Origin of the sequence: Lentzea alba (assembly GCF_047445655.1) — a bacterium.
In the GTDB taxonomy this organism is placed as follows: Bacteria; Actinomycetota; Actinomycetes; order Mycobacteriales; family Pseudonocardiaceae; genus Lentzea; species Lentzea alba_A.
In genome coordinates this window covers 156,410-173,491 of the sequence record NZ_JAJAEG010000016.1, presented here as the reverse complement: position 1 = coordinate 173,491, position 17,082 = coordinate 156,410, and the positions used below count along the sequence as shown (strand labels likewise).

At 67.5% G+C, this 17,082-nt stretch carries 13 protein-coding genes; 5 read left to right on the top strand and 8 right to left on the bottom strand.

Features of this window, described 5'->3' with window-relative positions:
- Nucleotides 1–26: 26 nt before the first annotated feature.
- Nucleotides 27–548, bottom strand: a complete 522-nt coding sequence (locus LFM09_RS26660) for a CAP family protein (RefSeq protein WP_414099285.1) — start codon at nucleotides 546–548, stop codon at nucleotides 27–29.
- Nucleotides 549–1,006: 458 nt separating this feature from the next.
- Entirely contained in the window at nucleotides 1,007–1,969 is a 963-nt protein-coding gene (locus LFM09_RS26655; RefSeq protein WP_414099284.1) for a LacI family DNA-binding transcriptional regulator, read from the bottom strand.
- A 172-nt stretch (nucleotides 1,970–2,141) separates the two neighbouring features.
- Between LFM09_RS26655 and LFM09_RS26650 the strand changes: the two genes are divergently transcribed.
- A complete protein-coding gene (locus LFM09_RS26650; protein WP_414099283.1) occupies nucleotides 2,142–2,801 on the top strand; it encodes a S1 family peptidase in 660 nt (219 codons plus the stop codon).
- Here LFM09_RS26650 and LFM09_RS26645 read toward each other — a convergent pair.
- Nucleotides 2,798–4,108 carry an aldehyde dehydrogenase family protein gene (locus tag LFM09_RS26645; protein WP_414099282.1) on the bottom strand — a complete coding sequence of 437 codons (1,311 nt, stop codon included), beginning with the start codon at nucleotides 4,106–4,108 and terminating at the stop codon, nucleotides 2,798–2,800. The two genes, LFM09_RS26650 and LFM09_RS26645, sit on opposite strands and share 4 nt — an antisense overlap.
- Nucleotides 4,105–5,388: a 4-aminobutyrate--2-oxoglutarate transaminase gene (gene gabT / locus LFM09_RS26640; protein WP_414099281.1), complete on the bottom strand. Its 1,284-nt coding sequence runs from the start codon at nucleotides 5,386–5,388 to the stop codon at nucleotides 4,105–4,107. Before gabT ends, LFM09_RS26645 begins: the two co-directional genes overlap by 4 nt.
- Nucleotides 5,389–5,470: 82 nt before the next feature.
- Here gabT and LFM09_RS26635 point away from each other — a divergent pair, with 82 nt between their 5' ends.
- From LFM09_RS26635 to LFM09_RS26625, 3 genes are all read left to right on the top strand, one after another.
- Nucleotides 5,471–6,784: a PucR family transcriptional regulator gene (locus tag LFM09_RS26635; RefSeq protein ID WP_414099280.1), complete on the top strand. Its 1,314-nt coding sequence runs from the start codon at nucleotides 5,471–5,473 to the stop codon at nucleotides 6,782–6,784.
- Between the two features lie 8 nt (nucleotides 6,785–6,792).
- Nucleotides 6,793–7,617: an SCO6745 family protein gene (locus LFM09_RS26630; protein WP_414099279.1), complete on the top strand. Its 825-nt coding sequence runs from the start codon at nucleotides 6,793–6,795 to the stop codon at nucleotides 7,615–7,617.
- 107 nt (nucleotides 7,618–7,724) lie between these two features.
- Nucleotides 7,725–9,809: a peroxidase family protein gene (locus LFM09_RS26625; protein ID WP_414099278.1), complete on the top strand. Its 2,085-nt coding sequence runs from the start codon at nucleotides 7,725–7,727 to the stop codon at nucleotides 9,807–9,809.
- Here LFM09_RS26625 and LFM09_RS26620 read toward each other — a convergent pair.
- The 4 genes from LFM09_RS26620 to LFM09_RS26605 all read right to left on the bottom strand — a co-directional run bounded on the left by LFM09_RS26620 (nucleotide 9,806) and on the right by LFM09_RS26605 (nucleotide 16,013).
- Complete coding sequence (locus LFM09_RS26620) at nucleotides 9,806–10,621, bottom strand: intradiol ring-cleavage dioxygenase (protein ID WP_414099277.1); 816 nt, start codon at nucleotides 10,619–10,621, stop codon at nucleotides 9,806–9,808. The genes LFM09_RS26625 and LFM09_RS26620 overlap by 4 nt on opposite strands.
- Nucleotides 10,622–10,816: 195 nt before the next feature.
- Entirely contained in the window at nucleotides 10,817–13,192 is a 2,376-nt protein-coding gene (locus LFM09_RS26615) for a TIM-barrel domain-containing protein (protein ID WP_414099276.1), read from the bottom strand.
- Nucleotides 13,189–14,577, bottom strand: coding sequence for a glycoside hydrolase family 28 protein (locus LFM09_RS26610; RefSeq protein WP_414099275.1), 1,389 nt, complete (start codon nucleotides 14,575–14,577; stop codon nucleotides 13,189–13,191). Before LFM09_RS26610 ends, LFM09_RS26615 begins: the two co-directional genes overlap by 4 nt.
- A gap of 11 nt (nucleotides 14,578–14,588) precedes the next feature.
- Complete coding sequence (locus LFM09_RS26605; RefSeq protein ID WP_414099274.1) at nucleotides 14,589–16,013, bottom strand: glycosyl hydrolase family 28 protein; 1,425 nt, start codon at nucleotides 16,011–16,013, stop codon at nucleotides 14,589–14,591.
- 143 nt (nucleotides 16,014–16,156) lie between these two features.
- Between LFM09_RS26605 and LFM09_RS26600 the strand changes: the two genes are divergently transcribed.
- Nucleotides 16,157–17,082: helix-turn-helix domain-containing protein (locus tag LFM09_RS26600; protein WP_414099273.1), on the top strand; the 926-nt coding region annotated here is incomplete at its 3' end.

Genomic DNA, 17,082 nt, shown 5'->3' with positions numbered 1-17,082 from the left:
TCGGGCGGCCGCCTTCGGCTTCGTGATCACCTGGTGGGGAGTGGGGAGAGCACGTTTGCCACGAAGTGGGTCAGGGTGTTGCCTCGCTCTGCGAAGTTCAGGACTACGTAGGTGCCGTTCTTGCCCTGCTTGAGGCCTACTCCTACGCGGGTTGAGCTCTTCCAGACCATTGCTGTGAAGTGCAGGACGCTGTAGTCGATGTTGGACTGCGTCATCTCCTCGGTGTAGTCGTAGCCTCGGGATTCGGCGTACCAGCTGTCGAGTGCCTTTGTGGCGACCGTGTCAATGGCGCGGGTGCGGCTGCTGATCCAGTAAAGGTTTTCGCCGTAGGGGTTGTTCGGGCGGTGTTCGAAACCGTCTGTCTCGTGGAGGTGGTCTGCCCATTCCTGGGCTGTCCTGGTCACTTCGGAATCGAGTGAGAGTGGGGCGACGCCGTGCTTCGCGCGGTAGGTGTTGAGGCGTTCTACCGTTGTGGCGATGGGGTCGGCGGCTAGTGCGGGGGTCGCTGGGGTCACTAGCAGAGTGGCCGCTGCGATTACGGTGAGCATCGATCGCATGACCGGTTTTGTCCCCCGGATGGGGTAGTTGAGGCAACCCGTTGGGGCAGATTTGTTGTCTCGATAGGCGCTGTGTAGTCGTTGATTAGCCTTAGGGTGTGATGCACGTCACAGGCGAGGTGGTGGTGTTGGGTACCCCCTACGACCCCCTTGGGTTAGCGGTGACTACCCCGGTTGCGGTGGAAATTCACTCCACAGGATGCGGCTGAGGCTCTACGGTTTGTGATGTCAGACACCGTGGAAGGAGATCCGCTATGGACCGCTACGAAATTCTTGCTGACGAGGACGGCCACGTTCGCGGGTACGACTAGAGAGCGACTTCGTGGCCGCGCGAGGGAGTCGTAGAAGGACTCCCTCGCGGCCGGAGTGCTGACTAGTGGGCCTAGTTGTTCGTTCGTGATCAGGAATGCGCCTGGGGCGTGGAGCGTTCCCGGTCGTTGTTCCGGAAGTCAAGCGGACATCGGATGTTTGCGGGTGCTTGCGCGGATTACGAGCTTTGTCGGGAGTTCGCGGACCTCTGCCGGGCCGCCGTCCAGGCGTGAGGCCAGGAGGTCTACCGCCACCTTGCCCGCCTCCTCGGTTGGCATCGCGATGGTGGTGAGGGCCGGTGAGCACATTGCGGCGTAGAGGATGTCGTCGAAGCCCGTCACGCTGATCTGCTGCGGTACCTGGACGCCGTGTTCGGCGAGGTAGCTCAGGACGCCGAGCGCCATCAGGTCGTTGTAGGCGATGAACGCTGTCGCGTTCGTCTTGAGTGCTTGTTCGGCTGCCGCGTAGCCGCCGGTGAAGTTCGGTTCGAACGAGCCGAGCAGCTGGGCGCGGCCCGCTAAGCCCTGGAGCCTTCTGTTGTTCGACCACGCTGCCGCGGGGCCGCCCAGGTAGACGTAGTCCTTGTGGCCCAAGGATTCCAGGTGGGCTATCACCAGGTCCATGCCCAGGGCGCTGTCCATCAGCACCGAAGAGACGCCTGGGACGATGCGGTTGATCAGCACCAGTGGTGTCAGGTCGGCCAGGTCGGTGATCTGGTCGTCGGTCAGCAGGGAGGCGCAGAGCACCACGCCGTCCACCTGCGGGGCCATCGTGCGGACCAGCTCGGCTTCTGTTTCGGGGTCTTCCCTGCTGTCGCAGAAGAAGACCGAGGTGCCGGCCTCGCCTGCGCGGGTCTGCACGCCGCGCAGGACTGAGGGGAAGAAGGGGTTCTCCAGGTCGGGGACCACGATGCCGAGGTTCCCGGTGCGGCCCGTGATCAGGCTTCTCGCCGCGCGGTTCGGCTGGTAGCCGAGGCCGGCGACTACGTCCAGGACCCGTTGGCGGGTGGCCTCTTTGACCAGGCCGGGCGCGCTGAGGGCGCGCGAGACCGTCGAGACGGAGACCTGAGCTTGGCGAGCGACATCCCTGATCGTGACTGCCACTCGTGAATCATCGCAGTCAAGGTCAGGATCGACCCATTCATCGGATGTGTTCGGGTTGGATGGAAGCGGCGGGGTGGGTCGTTGCAGTCGAATGTCCGAGTGGGTCACGGGTGGGGAACTGTGCCAGCCTCGGTTCGCCGTCCGCGGGCGAACCGGTTGGAGGGGTGGCGCTGTGAAGATCAGGGCACTCGCCGCTGCAGTTCTGCTGACGCTCGCCGGTGCGACGGCTCAGGCCGACGTGCGGCCGAACATCGTCGAGGGTGAGTTCGTCGGCAGCGCGCCGTGGGCGGTGCAGTTGCAGGGTGGTGGCCAGTTCGGCTGCACCGCGTCGATCATTGCGCCGGAGTGGGTGCTGAGCGCGCGGCACTGCGGTGGGGACAGCGTGCGGGTCGGGAATGTGAATCTTGGTCAGGGTGAGGAACGGGCGATCGTGGAGAGGATTGATCACCCGGTCGCCGACCTGATGCTGCTGCGGCTGGAGTCCTCTGTGGACACCGAGTACGTGAAGCTCGCCGACCGTGTTCCCGAGGTCGGCGAGGTCCATCACATCTATGGATGGGGCACCACGGACTACGAGTGTTGCGAGTCCATTTCGCCGTACCTGAAACGTGCCGCTGTCAAGGTGGTCGGCATGTCGCAGGACGCGTTCGGTGGGGTTGCTGTCGAGACCCGGTGGGAGACCGGGACCGCCGGGTACGGAGACTCCGGCGGTCCTCAGATCGACGCGGACGGTGTGCAGATGGGCGTGTGCTCTACCGGTGATTACGAGCTGACCCAGTACGCGAGCATTGCGACGTATCGCGACTGGATCAGGGAAGTCGCCGGGGTTTAGAGCTCCAGGCCCGTCAGCACGAGCACGCGGGGCTCCGTGAGGTCGTCCATGGCCGCACGGAGTCCTTCGCGGCCGACGCCGGACTCCTTCACGCCGCCGTACGGCATCTGGTCGGCGCGGTAGCTCGGGACGTCGCCGACGATCACGCCGCCGACCTGGAGTCGTTGTGCGGCGCGGAAAGCCAAGCGCACGTCGTTCGTGAAGAGGCCCGCCTGCAGGCCGTAGCGGGAGGCGTTCACGCGGTCGAACGCCTCGTCCACGGAGTCGACGCGCGTGAGCGTGACGACTGGGCCGAACACCTCCTCGGCGCTCACCTTCGCGTCCTCCGGCACGTCTGTCAGCACGGTGGGCGCGTAGGTGCGGCCGTCACGAGTGCCGCCGGTCAGGACGGTCGCGGACGCCTCGTTCACCCATGCCTCAACGCGTTCGGCGGCGGCGTCGCTGATCAACGGGCCGACGTCGCCTGCGACGTCGAGCTTGTTGACGTGCTGCACAACGGCTTCCGAGATGGCGTCGTAGATGTCGGTGTGCACGTAGACGCGCTGCACCGAGATGCACGACTGGCCCGCCTGGTACATCGCGAACGTGGCGATGCGCTGCGCGGCGAACTCGACGTCCTGCCAGTCGGGGGCGACGATCGCGGCCGCGTTGCCGCCGAGCTCGAGGGTGACGTGCTTGCGCGGCACGCGTTCCTTGATGCCCCAGCCGACCGGGCCTGAGCCGGTGAACGAGACGACCGGCAGGCGCGGGTCCTCGACGAGCTTTGCGGTGTCCTCATTGGACAGGTGCAGCACGGACCACGCGCCGTCGGGCAGGTCGGTCTCGGCGAGCAGCGAGCCGAGCAGGAACGCGACCTTCGGGGTGGCGGGCGCGGGCTTCAGCACGATGGGAGCGCCGACCGCCAGGGCGGGAGCGACCTTGTGCGCCACCAGGTTCAGCGGGAAGTTGAACGGCGCGATGCCCAGCACCGGGCCGCGCGCCACGCGGCGGACCAGCGCGAGACGGCCCTCGGCGGACGGGTCGGTGTCGAGGCGCTGTAGCTCGCCCGAGAAGCGGCGGGCCTCCTCGGCGGCCCAGCGGAACGTCGAGACCGCGCGGGTCACCTCGATGCGCGCCCACTTCAGCGGCTTGCCCGAGTCGTCGTTGATGGCCTGCGCGAACTCCTCCGCGCGCTCGGCCAGGCGGCGGGAGACGTGGTCCAGCGCGGCGGCACGGCGGTGTGCGGGCAGGGCGGCGAGCTCGGGTGCGACGGCGAACGCCGTGGCGACGGCGTTCTCGACTTCGGCGGGGGTGTTGAACGGGATCATGCGAGCAGAGCTCCTTCGAGCACGTCGAGGCCTTCGGCGAGCAGGTCGTCCGGGATGACCAGCGGGGGCAGCAGACGGATCACGTTGCCGTACGTGCCGCACGTCAGCACGACGACACCCTGGTCGTGGCACGCCTTCGCGACGCGGGCGGCGACTTCGGGCGTGCGTTCGGTGAACTCGATGGCGAGCATCCCGCCGCGGCCGCGGATGTCCGCGATGATGTCGGTCTTCTCCGCGACAGCGCGCAGGCGGGACACGACCGTCTCCTCGATGCGGCGTGCGGCAGCGTTGAGGTCGCGCTCGCGCATCGTGCGGATGGCACCGAGAGCCGCCGCGCACGCGACGGGGTTGCCGCCGTAGGTGCCGCCGAGTCCGCCCACGTGCACGGCGTCCATGATCTCGGCGCGGCCCGTCACGGCGGCCAGCGGGAGGCCGCCGGCGATGCCCTTGGCGGTGGTGATCAGATCCGGCACCACGTTCTCGTGGTCGGAGGCGAACCACGAACCGGTGCGGCAGAAGCCGGTCTGGATCTCGTCGGCGACGAACAGCACGCCGCGCTCACGGCACCACTCGGCGACGGCGGGCAGGAAGCCGGGAGCCGGTGCGATGAAACCGCCCTCGCCCTGGATCGGCTCGATCACGACGGCGGCGGTGTTGTCGGCGCCGACCTGCTTCTCGATGGCGGCGATCGCCTTCTGAGCTGCCTCGGCACCGGTGAGACCGTCGTGCAGAGGGTAGGACGCCGGCACCCGGTAGACCTCGGGCGCGAACGGCCCGAACCGGTGCTTGTACGGCATGTTCTTGGCGGTCAACGCCATCGTGAGGTTCGTGCGGCCGTGGTAGCCGTGGTCGAACACCACGACGGCCTGCCTGCCGGTGACGTGCCGGGCGATCTTGACCGCGTTCTCCACGGCCTCGGCGCCGGAGTTGAACAGCACCGAGCGCTTCTCGTGGTCGCCGGGGGTGAGTGCGTTGAGCTCCTCGCACACCTCGAGGTAGCCCTCGTAGGGGGTGATCATGAAGCAGGTGTGGCTGAACCTGTCGATCTGCGCGTGCACCGCCTCGGCGACCGCGGGCGCGGGGTTGCCGACGTTCGTCACGGCGATGCCGGAGCCGAGGTCGATGAGCTGGTTGCCGTCGACGTCGATCAGAAGGCCGTCGTCGGCCGACTCGATGTAGACGGGCAGCGTCGAGCCGACACCGGCGGCGACGGCGTCCTTGCGCCGCGCCTGGAGTGCCAGCGACTTGGGACCGGGGATCGCGGTGCGCAGTCGGGTCATGTTGCTCAGCATGGCCCTGGTCAACGCCCTGCGCAGTGTCTGAAATGGCGATCTGCAGTGCCTAGGTTGTACAAATTGGCACATGCCCATCACGCTGCGGGAACTTGCCAGGACGCTGCGGTTGCCGGTGCTCGCGGGGGAGGTGGAGAGGCCGGTGGAGTGGGTGCACGGGACGGAGTTGATGGACCCCACGCCATTTCTGGAAGGTGGGGAGTTGCTGCTCACCACCGGGCTCGCCGGGGTGGGTTTCGGGGGCGGTGCCCCTGCTCCTGGCGGCGTCGGCGTCGGCGAGGCTGCGCGTGCGTATGTCGATCGGCTCGTGCGTGCGGGTGTTGTCGGGCTTGGCTTCGGTACCGGGCTGGGCCACGCCGTCGTCCCACCCGATCTCGTCGAAGCCGCTGACGCTGCGGGGCTGGGGCTCGTCGAGGTGCCGCGTGAGGTGCCGTTCATCGCGATCAGCAAGGCGGTGTCGAAGGCGGTCGCCGCCGACGAGTACGCCGCTCTCACCCGGACCAGCGAGGCTCAGCGGGCGTTGACGAGAGCGGCCGTGCGGGCGGGTGTCGCGGGCGTGGTGCGCAGGCTCGGTCAGTGGATCGACGGCTGGATCGTGCTGCTCGACGCCACCGGCCGGCCGGTCCACACCCACAACCCGCGTCTCGTCCCGGATCTCACCGCCGAGGTCACCAGACTCAAGACCGCGGGTGGTCTGGCCAGCGCGGCGTTCGAGATCGACGGCACGCACGTGTTCCTGCAGGTCCTCGGCAGCCGCGCACGGGGTGTGCTCGCGGTCGGCACGTCCGAACCGCTCGACACCGACCTCAGCATCGTCAACACGGCGGCGTCACTGCTGACGCTCGCCCTCGCCCAGAACGACGAGGTCGACGCCGCGCGCAGGGAACTCCGCAGCGGTCAGTTCCGGATGCTCCTGGCAGGCCTGCCGATCGACGGTCTGCCGGAACGCTTCCGGGTGTTCCTGTCCGACACGCCACCGGACGACGGCTTCTGGGCCGAGCACGAAGGTGAGATCGTGGTGCTGGCACAGGAGCTCGACGGCTTCGCATCGTCCGAAGTGGACATAAGTGAGGTCGCGCGGGGATATCGGGAAGCCCGGCAGGCACGCGCTGCCGGGATCCGGAGGTTCGAGGACTTCGCGGGAGGGTTGAAGATCCCCGACGGGTTTGCAGATGCCCTGCTGAGGCCGCTCGACGAGGAAACCCGGGAAACACTCAAGGTCTGGCTTGCTCACCACGGCGCGTGGGATCCGGCCGCGACGGCGTTGGGCGTGCACCGGCACACGTTGAAGAACCGGGTGCGCAAAGCCGAGCAAGCGCTCGGACGTTCGTTGGACTCGCCTGGACTGCGCGCGGAGCTGTGGCTCGCTCTTGCACGGGCATGATGTGGGTCATGGCCAACACCGCGCGGCGCATGTTCGAGCTCCTGGAGCCGATCTGCCTGGTCACCTTCTTCGCCGACGAGTGCAACGAGGAGTTCGCCGCGCTCGGCCACCCCGACTACTGGGCCGGCTACTTCGCCAGCCGCGCCGCACCGCTGGGGCGGGTGTCGGCCGAGGTCGTGCACGCGGTCTTCTACAGCTTCGCCGAGGGCGAGGCCGCGCGGCACATCCCGAGCGCGTGGGAGAAGATCCCGCCCGAGGAGTCCGTCGCCGCGCGGGAACGGGGAAGCGCGGCCTCCCTGCGGCGGATCCTGGGTGACCTGGCCGATTCGCCTGGCCTGGTGCGCGCCGCCGACCTGACCACCAAGGCCGCGACGAGCGCGCCGACGAACGGCCGGCCGATGTACGCGGGGATGCGCACTCTTCCGGTGCCGAGCGATCCGGTTGCAAGGCTGTGGCACTCGGCGACCACGCTGCGCGAGCACCGCGGTGACGGGCACATCGCGGCTCTGCTCGGCGCACGGATCGGTGGCACGGAGGCCCACGTGCTCTCCGCGCTGGCAACGGGTGTCTACCCGGCCGAGTCGTTCGGCCGCATCCACCACCTGCCGAAGAAGCGGCTGGCCGCAGTCATGGACGGCTTGCGCGAGCGCGGGATCGTCGACGCCGACGGCCGGTTCACCGACGCCGGTCGTGAGACCCGGCAACGCATCGAAGCCGTCACCGACGAGCTGGCCGAAGCGCCGTACGAGGCTCTCGCCCCGGCTGAGCTCGACGAGCTGATCACCGTGCTCGAACCCATCGCCGCGAAGCTGGTCGCCGCCGGGTCGAGGTGAGGCCTTAAGGGGTTCGCGTCCTATTCCGCCCCACGTGGCCCCGCGTAGCCTGCGAAATCCGCCGCCGCGACAAACGGGAAAGGAAACCCGAAAGAAGGCCGTAGATCATGAGAGCGCTCTCCAGCGCTTGGCTGCCTGTCGCTGCGGCAACCGCGCTGGTTCTCTCCGGCTCGGCGGCAGTCTCCGCCGAGCCGTTCGACGACACCGTTCTCGCGTGCACCGATCCGACCGTGCGAACGCTGGACGGCAGTTGCAACAACCTGGCTCATCCCGAGTGGGGCAAGACCAACACCGAGTACCTCCGCGTCGCGCCGGCACGCTACGCCGACGGCGTCGCGCGTCCGGTCGGTGGCCCGAGTCCCCGCCGCGTCAGCAACCGGTTGTTCAACGACTCCGCGCAGAACCTGTTCTCCGAGCGCGGAGTCTCGCAGTGGGGGTTCGTGTGGGGCCAGTTCATGGACCACACCTTCGGTCTGCGTCAGGAGGCCGGCGGGGAGAACGCGCCGCTGCCGTTCGACCGCAACGATCCGCTTGAGGAGTTCCGCAACGACCTCGGCTCCATCGGGTTCCAGCGCACCCCTGCTGCTCCCGGCACAGGGGCGACCACGGTGAGGCAACAGCTCAACACCGTCGACAGCTACATCGACGGCTCCAGCGTCTACGGCCAGGACACCACCCGGCTCGAATGGCTGCGCGAGGGCACGGTCGACGGCAACCTCGCCAACAACGGCGCACGTCTGTTGCTGGACAACGGATTGCTGCCGCGCCGGGACGCGCGCGGTGACGCCTCGAAGGCTCCGGTCATGGCCGCCGACGGCCGCCTCCAGGCCACACCGGGCCGGGCGATGGTCGCCGGAGACGTGCGAGCGAACGAGAACGTGGCCCTGACCGCCACGCACGCGCTGTTCGCCTTGGAGCACAACAGGATCGTCAACGCCCTGCCACGAACCCTGTCCGCCCAGGCCGCGTTCGACATCGCGCGAAGGGTGGTCGGCGCGGAACAGCAGTGGATCACGTACCAGGAGTTCCTGCCCGCACTCGGCGTGCCGCTGTCGCCGTACCGCGGCTACAACCCGAACGTGAACGCCGGACTCTCCAACGAGTTCGCGGTCGTCGGCTACCGGGCGCACAGCTTCATCCACGGCGAGCTCGAACCGATCGCACCCGAGGGCACCTACACCGAGGAGCAGCTGGAAGCCTTCGAGGCACAGGGCATCGAGGTCGAACACGAGGACGGCCAGGTCGTGCTCGTGGTGCCGCTGAACACCGCGTTCTTCAACCCCGATCTGGTCGGCGCGATCGGCCTGGGACCGGTGCTCAAGGGCATCGGCGCCGAGCCGGAGTACCGCAACGACGCGCAGATCGACAACCAGCTGCGCAGCGTCCTGTTCCAGATCCCGGTGCCGGGCAACCCCGGCTGCCTCGACGGACCGCAGCTGCCGCGGTGCTTCCGCGGCGTCACCGACCTGGGCGCGATCGACGTGGCACGAGGCCGTGACCACGGTCTGCCGTACTACAACGACCTGCGCCGGGCGTACGGGCTGCCCGCGCGGAGCAGCTTCACCGCGATCACCGGCGAGGCCACCAGCGCGTTCCCGAACGACCCGTTGATCAACCCGAACGACCCCGCCAACGACCCGGACATCATGGACTTCGTCCGGTTGCGGGACGGCGCGGGCAACATCGTGCCGCTCGACGTGGAGGCCGCGGCCGACGCGATGGGCGTGACGGGCGTCCGTCGTTCCACCGACGCCGCAAGGCTGAGGGCGCTCTACGGCGACGTGAACCGGCTCGACGCGTTCGCGGGCATGTCCGCCGAACCGCACCGCTCCGGCCACGAGCTCGGCGAACTGCAGGAGGCGATTTGGAAGAAGCAGTTCGAGAACCTGCGCGACGGTGACAGGTTCTTCTACCTCAACGATCCCGTCCTGCGCGACATCGAGGCCCGGTACGGCATCACCTACCGGCACACGCTCGGGCAGATCATCGAGATGAACACGAACGCGGAGGTGGAGGACAACGTGTTCCTCTCGGACATCCCGATCCTGCCCGCGTGGGCGAACGCCACGGCGTACGCGGTCAACGACGTGATCACGTACCGAGGCAGCACCTACGTGTGCCGCCAGGCGCACCGGTCCCAGGTGGACTGGACGCCACCGGTCACCCAGGCGCTCTGGCGGCGAGCTACCTAGTCGACCGCGAAGGTGAGAGAAGCCGTGTAACCGGACTGGACGTTCCCCGACATGGTCGCCATCTGCTGGTCCACCCCGTCGCGGAACACCATGTCCTGCTTCAACGACGTCCGCGACATGTTCTGGACGCTCCGGGTGTACCCGGTCGTGCCGTAGACCTCCTTGCAGGTGGTCTCGGGCAAGGCGAGCTGCGAGGTCGTGACCTTGTTGCCCGCCTTGGTCGCCTCGGCGAGCGACGGGTACACCTCGAAGTGGATGTGCGGCCAGCGCCCGGAGTACGCGCCGGGGAAGACGCTGACGAACTTCAACTTGCCTGCGCTGTCGGCTTCCTGAACACCTCGCAGGAAGTTCTCGTTCTTCACGCGGTCCGAGTACATCGAGTAGTCGCCGTTGATGTCGCAGTGCCACAGGTAGATGGCGGCGCCCGCGTACGGCTTGCCGTCCTCGTGCTGGACCGTGAGCTCGATGTTCAGCTGCACGCCCTCGGCCGTGCGGGAGGACGAACCGAAGCTGGAACGGATGTCCGACCGCACGATCCCGCTCTGGGTGAGCGCGTTCGGGCCGTTGGAGCCGTCGCCGGGGTAGGGCCCGGCGGTCTCCTCGGGGATCGCCTCCAGCGGGCTGCCGTCAGCGGTCGTCCCGGTGGTGGAGGACGTGGTGGTCGTGGTGGGAGCGGTCGAGCTCGAGTTCGTGGCTGACGGGGCGCAGGCCACGAGAGTGAGGCCTGCGCCGCCGAACAGCGACAACGCCCGCCGGCGCCCGATCAGCGTGGCGAGGTCGAACTGGAGGCCGCGGTCGTGGTTGTCCGTCATGGACACCAGACTGCGACCGCTTCCTGTGAGCCGCCTGTGGAGCGACTGTCAGTGCCCTATTGCTCCTGCTCCGCAGATGGCGGTGAGTTCGTCGGGAAGTCGGTCATCCGGCCGCCGCTTCGGGCCGAATCGCCTTCGGCGGTTGACCCGACGAGGCGACCGGATGACCGCCACGAGCTCACAGAGATAGCAGCCCTAGAAGGTGAGCAGCACGGTGCTGGAGCCGTGTCGGGGTAGGAGCTTCAGCACCGTGCCGCCGAACGCGCCGGGCGTTGAGGAGAGGGACGCCCAGCCCGTTGCCTTGCCGCGCAGCTCCTCGACGGTCGACGCCGGCAGCGGCTTCCCGTCGATGACCACGCGTTTCACGTTCGCCGGCACCATCAGTTGCGACTCCGCGGGCGCACCCCGCAGCGTGACCAGCAGATGCTTGCCGAACGACTTGACCTGCAGGTTGCCGAACTTGCCGGTCGCGGAGGGTGACACGAGCCAGCCCGCGCGGTCCTTCCGGTCCAGGTCGTTCACACCCCACGCCTTGGACCAGACGTCCGGCGTGCGGAAGTTGAACGGCATCGCCGCGGACGCCCGCAGGTACAACGGGAACTCGTCGAGCGAGGCCTCCCGCACAACAGTCCGCCCACCGGCCACCCGTGCGCCGGAGTACAGGTCGATCCAGTCGCCCGGAGGCAGCCAGACGTCGACCGGGGTCGGCTTCCCGGCCGCGCCGTCGGCTTCCGCGCGATCAGCCGTGACGGGAGCCGCGAGCAGGTCCGGCCCGACCATGAACTGCTGGTCCGCCTTCCACGCTTCCGCTGACGACGGGTACCGGAACGCCATCGCCTGAGTGATCGGCGTGCCGTCCTTCGAAGCGCGAACCGCCTGCGCGTGCAGGTACGGGAACAGCTCGTAGTGCAGCACCGCGGCGCGCCGGAACCGTTCGAACGTAGCGGGGTCGTACACCCACGGCGTCGAGTTGCGGCCGGAGCTGCCGAGCTGGAAGACCGGCGTCACGGCGGACTGCTGCGCCCACCGCACGAACAGCGACTCCGACGGCCCGCCACCGAGGTTCCGGTAGCCACCGATGTCCGAGCCGTGCACCGGGTGACCGGAGATCCATGAGTTGATGCCACGCCGGTTGGTCAGCCGCAGCCCGTCGAAGCTCATGTCCGCGTCGGCCTGCCAGAACCCGTGCAGCAGCGTCGGCATCCCGTCGCCACCCGCGCGGAACAACGTCGTGTAGTTGTCGCCGTGCACCTTCCGCAGCATCTTCACCACGGATTCCGCGTACAGCAACGGGTACTGGTTGTGGATCAACGTACCGGGCCCGCCCGCGAACGTCGTCTCCTCGAAGTTGTGCTCCTCGCCCCGGTCGCCCTTGACGAAGTTCACGCCCATCCGGAACACGGCTTCGAGCCGTGCTTCGTAGTGCGCCCGCGCCACCGGGTTGGTGAGGTCGATGTCCCACACGTTCGTGCGGTCGGACTGCGCGAACGAGCCGGCCGGGTAGTCGTGCGGGCATTCCTTGCCGTCAGCGAGTTTCGACAGGAACGGCGCCACCCACACACCCATGTCGACGCCTCGCGAACGCACCCAGTCGATCGTGCCCTGGGCGTCCGGGTACATCGTCTTGTCGAACTTCAACGCGCCGATGCACGCGTAGGTTGGCCGTGCGCCGACAGGACCCTGCTCCCACGGGTTGTCGACCCACAGAGTCGAGAGCGGCACCCCGCGCGCCTGGAACCGCGTGACGTCCTCGACGACCTCGTCGGAGTGGTTGTACTTGTCCCGCCACTTCGTCAGCGCGAACTGCTTCGCGGGCGGCAGGGTCGGCGTGCCGACCCGTTTGAAGTACGAGGAGTTGACCTTCTCCGGCGAACCCGCGTAGACCTCGTAGTCCAGCCGGGAAGTCTTGAAGCACAACTGGATCCGGTCCGGCACGCCGTACGAGACCGGGCAGGGGGCGGGCTTGTCCGCGCAGTGGTCGTCGGCGAGTGCACCGGGGAACGCGGTCCGCCCGATGGCCTTCGTATCGGCGTAGACGCCGTAACCCGCACTGGAGATGAAGAACGTCGAGGGCGCGCCGTTCTTGTTGCACTTGCCGAAGTTCGACGCGCCGACGAACACGGCCTTGTTCAGCAGCACACGTCGTTGCAGGTCAACGAACATCGTGTGCGCGCCACCGCCGAGGAAGTGCTCCTCCAACGAGCCGGTGAGGTTCGCCGACACCTGCGCCACGCCCGTGGCAGGTTCCAACGTCCAGCCCACCCGCAGACCGCGTGAGGTGCGGGTCACGACCACGGAGGCGGTCCTGGACGCCTCCGTGGTCGCCACGACGTACCGCACCCCGCCCGGAACCCGTTTCTGCGCGACGACGTTCGTCAACGAGTGCTGCGTGCCGTCCGCGAGCCGGTAGAACGTCTCGCGCTGTCCGGTCAGCGTCCGCCTGCCGTCCTGGAAATCCAGAGCGAACGGGGTGGAGACGGCCTTCCACGACAACCCTTCGTGAGCCGTCGCGATCGGCGAACCAGCGGACAGTCCGGCAGCGACGAGCAGGAGCGCCAGCAGGAATCTCACGCCGGCACCACCCCGTTGATCGTCGTGTTGCGGAACACGAGGTTGTCGGTGTTCTCGATCAGGTTTGGCTGGGTGATGCCGGTGAACGTCGAGTTGGAGATCAGCACGTTGCGGATGTGCTGCTGCGGGAAGCCCCGGAAAGTCGCGGCGATCCGGCCGCCGTTGATCCGCATCTTGTCGATCGTCAGGTTGTTGATCTGCGGGAAGAAGCCCTTGGTGCCGCCGCCCTGGTAGAACATCGAGACGAACAGGATCTCGCGCTCGACGTTCTGGCCGAAGACGTTGCGCAGGTGGACCCCGTCGATGACGCCGCCGCGGTCCTGGTTGCACTTGATGTAGAGGGCGTGCTTGATCGGGTAGCGGCCCGGGTAGTCCGGCGCGTTGATCTCGCAGTCGCGGCAGAACACCTTCCGCACACCACCGGACATCTCACTGCCGACCGTGATCCCGCCCCACCGGCCGGAGAACTTGCAGCGCTCGACCACGACGTGGGTCGACGGGATGCCGACCCGCCGTCCGTCGGCATCCCGTCCGCACTTGATCACGACGCAGTCGTCGTTGGTGTTGAACTTGGAGTCGTGCACGTGGGCGTACGAGGACGAGTCGAGGTCCACGCCGTCGCCCTGCGAGTTCGTCGAGTAGATCTCGATGCGGCGGACGGTGATGTTCTTCGAGAACACGAAGTGCAGCGACCACATCGCCGGGTTCTTGATCAGCACGTCCTCGACCAGCAGGTTCTGGCAGCGGAAGAACTGGATCATGTTCGGCCGCATGTTCATGCCGACGCCCATGATGCGTTCCTCGACCGGCTTGCCCTCCTCACCCCACTGCCGCAGCAGCGCGGTGTTGCCGGCACCCCAGCTCGCCCACTTGCCGCTGGGCGCGTCGCCGTCGATCGTGCCCTTGCCGGTGATCGCGATGTTCTTCTGCTCGAACGCGTAGATGAACGGCTGGTAGTTGTAGCAGAGGGTGCCCTCCCAGCGGGTGAGCACGAGCGGCAGGTAGTCGTTGGGGTCCGTGGAGAACTTGATCGTGGCGCCCTCGCGCACGTGCAGCTCCACATTGGACAGAAGTCTGATGCCGCCGGTGAGGAACGTGCCCGCGGGAACGACTACACGTCCCCCACCGGCTCGGTGGCACGCCGTGATCGCGCGGTAGAACGCCTCGGTGTTCTTCGTGAGGCCGTCACCCTTCGCGCCGTACGCGGTGACGTCGTAGTCCTTCCTGCGGAAGCGTGGCGGGCAGATGCGGGCGAGGATGGCGGGCACCTCACGCCACGGGTCCCGGCCCAATGCGGGTGCTGCGGCCGCAACGCCTGCCGGGAGCAGGAGACCAGCGGCCGTCAGGCCGGACACACGCGCGAAATCACGACGTGACAAGGACACAGGGCTTCTCCTCAGACCTTCTTGCCGTTGATGGTGACGTTCGTGAACGTGGTGCCGTCCGCGTTCTTGATCGACGGTTTGGCGGTCGTGACGTTGGTGAACGTGCTGTTGGAGACCGTCACGTTCTTGATGTGGGACTCGGCCAGGCCGTCCAGGGTGACCGCGGTCTTCTTGACCCCGTTGACGGTGAAGCCGTCGGCGGTGATGTTCTGCACCTTGGGGTTCACGATCGGGCCGAAGCCGGGGCCGGTGAGGCTGTAGTTCAGCGTCACCATGATCGCCTCGCGGTCGACGTCGGTCGCCTTGATGCGCCGGGCGTGGATGTTCTCCACGGTGCCGCCGCGCCGCTTGTTCGTCTTGATGTACAGCACGTGGAACGGCTTGTAGGACGAGCCCTTCTTCACCGTGCAGTCCTGGAAGAACACGTTGCGCACGCCACCGGACATCTCGCTGCCCACCGTGAGCGCACCCCAGCGGCCCTCGAACGAGCAGTTCTCGATGACGATGTTCTCGCTCGCCACGCCGATCCTGCGGCCGTCGATGTCGCGGCCCGCCTTGATCGCGATGCCGTCGTCACCGCAGTCGAACCGGCAGCCCGTGATGTGCACGTACTGCGACGCCTCGGGGTCACAGCCGTCGACCATGCCGCCGCGGCTGTAGACGAAGATGTCGCGGATGGTGACGTTCGTGCACAGCACCGGGTGCACGTTCCACATCGCCGAGTTCCGCAGCCGCACGCCTTCGACGAGGACGTTCTTGCACTCGTACAGCGTGATCATGTTCGGCTTGAGGTAGTGGCCCATGCCGAACTTGCGCTCGGTCACCGGCTTGTTCTCCACCGCCCACTTCTGCAGCTGCTCCCAGTCGGGCTGCCGCTTGGGGTCGTAGTCGAACCACGGACCGGACGGGCCCTGGCCGTCGATCAGGCCGGGTCCGGTGATCGCGATGTTCTCGGCCTTGCGGGCGTAGATGAACGACGAGAAGTTCATGCACTCGATGCCCTGCCACCGGGTGAAGACCAGCGGGTAGTCCTTGGGATCGGTGGAGAACTTGATCGTGGCGCCCTCCGAGACGACCAGGTTCACGTTGCTCAGCAGCGTGATCGCGCCGGTGAGGAAGCTGCCCTTGGGCACGACGACCTGCCCGCCGCCGGCCTTGTTGCAGGCCTCGATCGCCTTCTTGAACGCCTCGGTGTTCTTCGTCTTGCCGTCGCCCTTGGCGCCGTACGCCGTGATGTCGAACTTGGCGCTGGGGAAGGTCGGCGGGACGATCTTGGCGAGGATCGCGGGCACCTGGTCCCACGGTGACTCCGCCATCGGGATCGACAGGTGTTCCTCCGCCGACGCAACCGGTGCGTTCAGGAACGAGCCGGACAGCATCGTGACACCCGCGGTGGCACCGGCGACTTTGAGGAAGTCGCGGCGGTTGGTCTCCATTGGCCGTCCTCTCGCACGCATGCGTTGAACCAACAGCGGCGGCGTGGCGGCAGTGAAAAGATGCTGTAAACCTTTTCAACCGATGTCTACACCCGTTTCCGGCCCCGCGTCAACGGGTGCCCGAAGTCGGCATACTGGCTTGTGTGCTCGGATTGCGTCCGGCGGAACTAGCGGTTTACGAGACGCTCGTGGACTCGTATCAACTGGGTGTGACGGAGCTTTGTCTTGCCACAGAACTGGCTGAGCGGGCCGTACGTGCCGCGCTGAGGTCCTTGACCGATCTCGGTTTCGTGCACCACGTCAACGGTCTGCACACGGCCGTCGCCCCGGATGTCGCGCTGGCGACGTACTTCCTGCGCCGCGAAGACGACCTTCGGCGGGACCGGTTGCTGGCCGGTGAGTTGCAGGTTCGGTACGAGCGGGCGGCGGGTCTGCGCGCTCCGGCGGACCTCGTCGAGGTGGTGCACGGCGCCGAGGCGATCTCGCAGCGGGTCGACCAGGTGATGCGCACGGCGCGGCACGAGGTGCGGTTCGTCGACAAACCGCCCTACGCCAAGCCGCCTTCCTCGTTGCACCCGGTCGAGGAGGAGCTGCTTCAGCGTGGTGTGCGGTTTCGCGGGATCTACGAGCGGCAGGCGTTGGAGTTGCACGACCTGCGCGCGGATCTGGAGGCGGGGCTGGCGTTGGGGGAGGAGGCGCGGGTGGTCGCTCTCGCGCCGACGAAGATGATCCTCGCCGACGCGCACCTCGGCCTGATCCCGTTGCACAGCACGGAGACGGTCCTGGAGAGCGCGGTGATCGTGCACCGGTCGGCGTTGCTCGACTCGCTCGGGGCGTTGTTCGCCCGGATGTGGGAGGACGCGGTGCCGCTGGCATTGCCGGGTGAGCCGACGTCGAACGAGATGTCGATCGACGACGCGCGGTTGCTCGCGTTGCTCGCCACCGGGTTGCCGGATCGCAGCATCGCGAAGCAGCTCGGGTTGAGCTATCGGACGTTCCAGCGGCGGTTGCACAGGTTGATGGACGAGCTGGGCGCGCAGACCCGCTTCCAGGCGGGTCTGCGCGCCGC

What these genes read in the sequence shown, in the direction of transcription:
- LFM09_RS26660 (WP_414099285.1), bottom strand. Translation starts at nt 548, where the DNA reads ATGCTCACCGTAATCGCAGCGGCCACTCTGCTAGTGACCCCAGCGACC.
- LFM09_RS26645 (WP_414099282.1), bottom strand. Translation starts at nt 4,108, where the DNA reads ATGATCCCGTTCAACACCCCCGCCGAAGTCGAGAACGCCGTCGCCACG.
- gabT (WP_414099281.1), bottom strand. Translation starts at nt 5,388, where the DNA reads ATGACCCGACTGCGCACCGCGATCCCCGGTCCCAAGTCGCTGGCACTC.
- LFM09_RS26635 (WP_414099280.1), top strand. Translation starts at nt 5,471, where the DNA reads ATGCCCATCACGCTGCGGGAACTTGCCAGGACGCTGCGGTTGCCGGTG.
- LFM09_RS26630 (WP_414099279.1), top strand. Translation starts at nt 6,793, where the DNA reads ATGGCCAACACCGCGCGGCGCATGTTCGAGCTCCTGGAGCCGATCTGC.
- LFM09_RS26625 (WP_414099278.1), top strand. Translation starts at nt 7,725, where the DNA reads ATGAGAGCGCTCTCCAGCGCTTGGCTGCCTGTCGCTGCGGCAACCGCG.
- LFM09_RS26620 (WP_414099277.1), bottom strand. Translation starts at nt 10,621, where the DNA reads ATGACGGACAACCACGACCGCGGCCTCCAGTTCGACCTCGCCACGCTG.
- LFM09_RS26605 (WP_414099274.1), bottom strand. Translation starts at nt 16,013, where the DNA reads ATGGAGACCAACCGCCGCGACTTCCTCAAAGTCGCCGGTGCCACCGCG.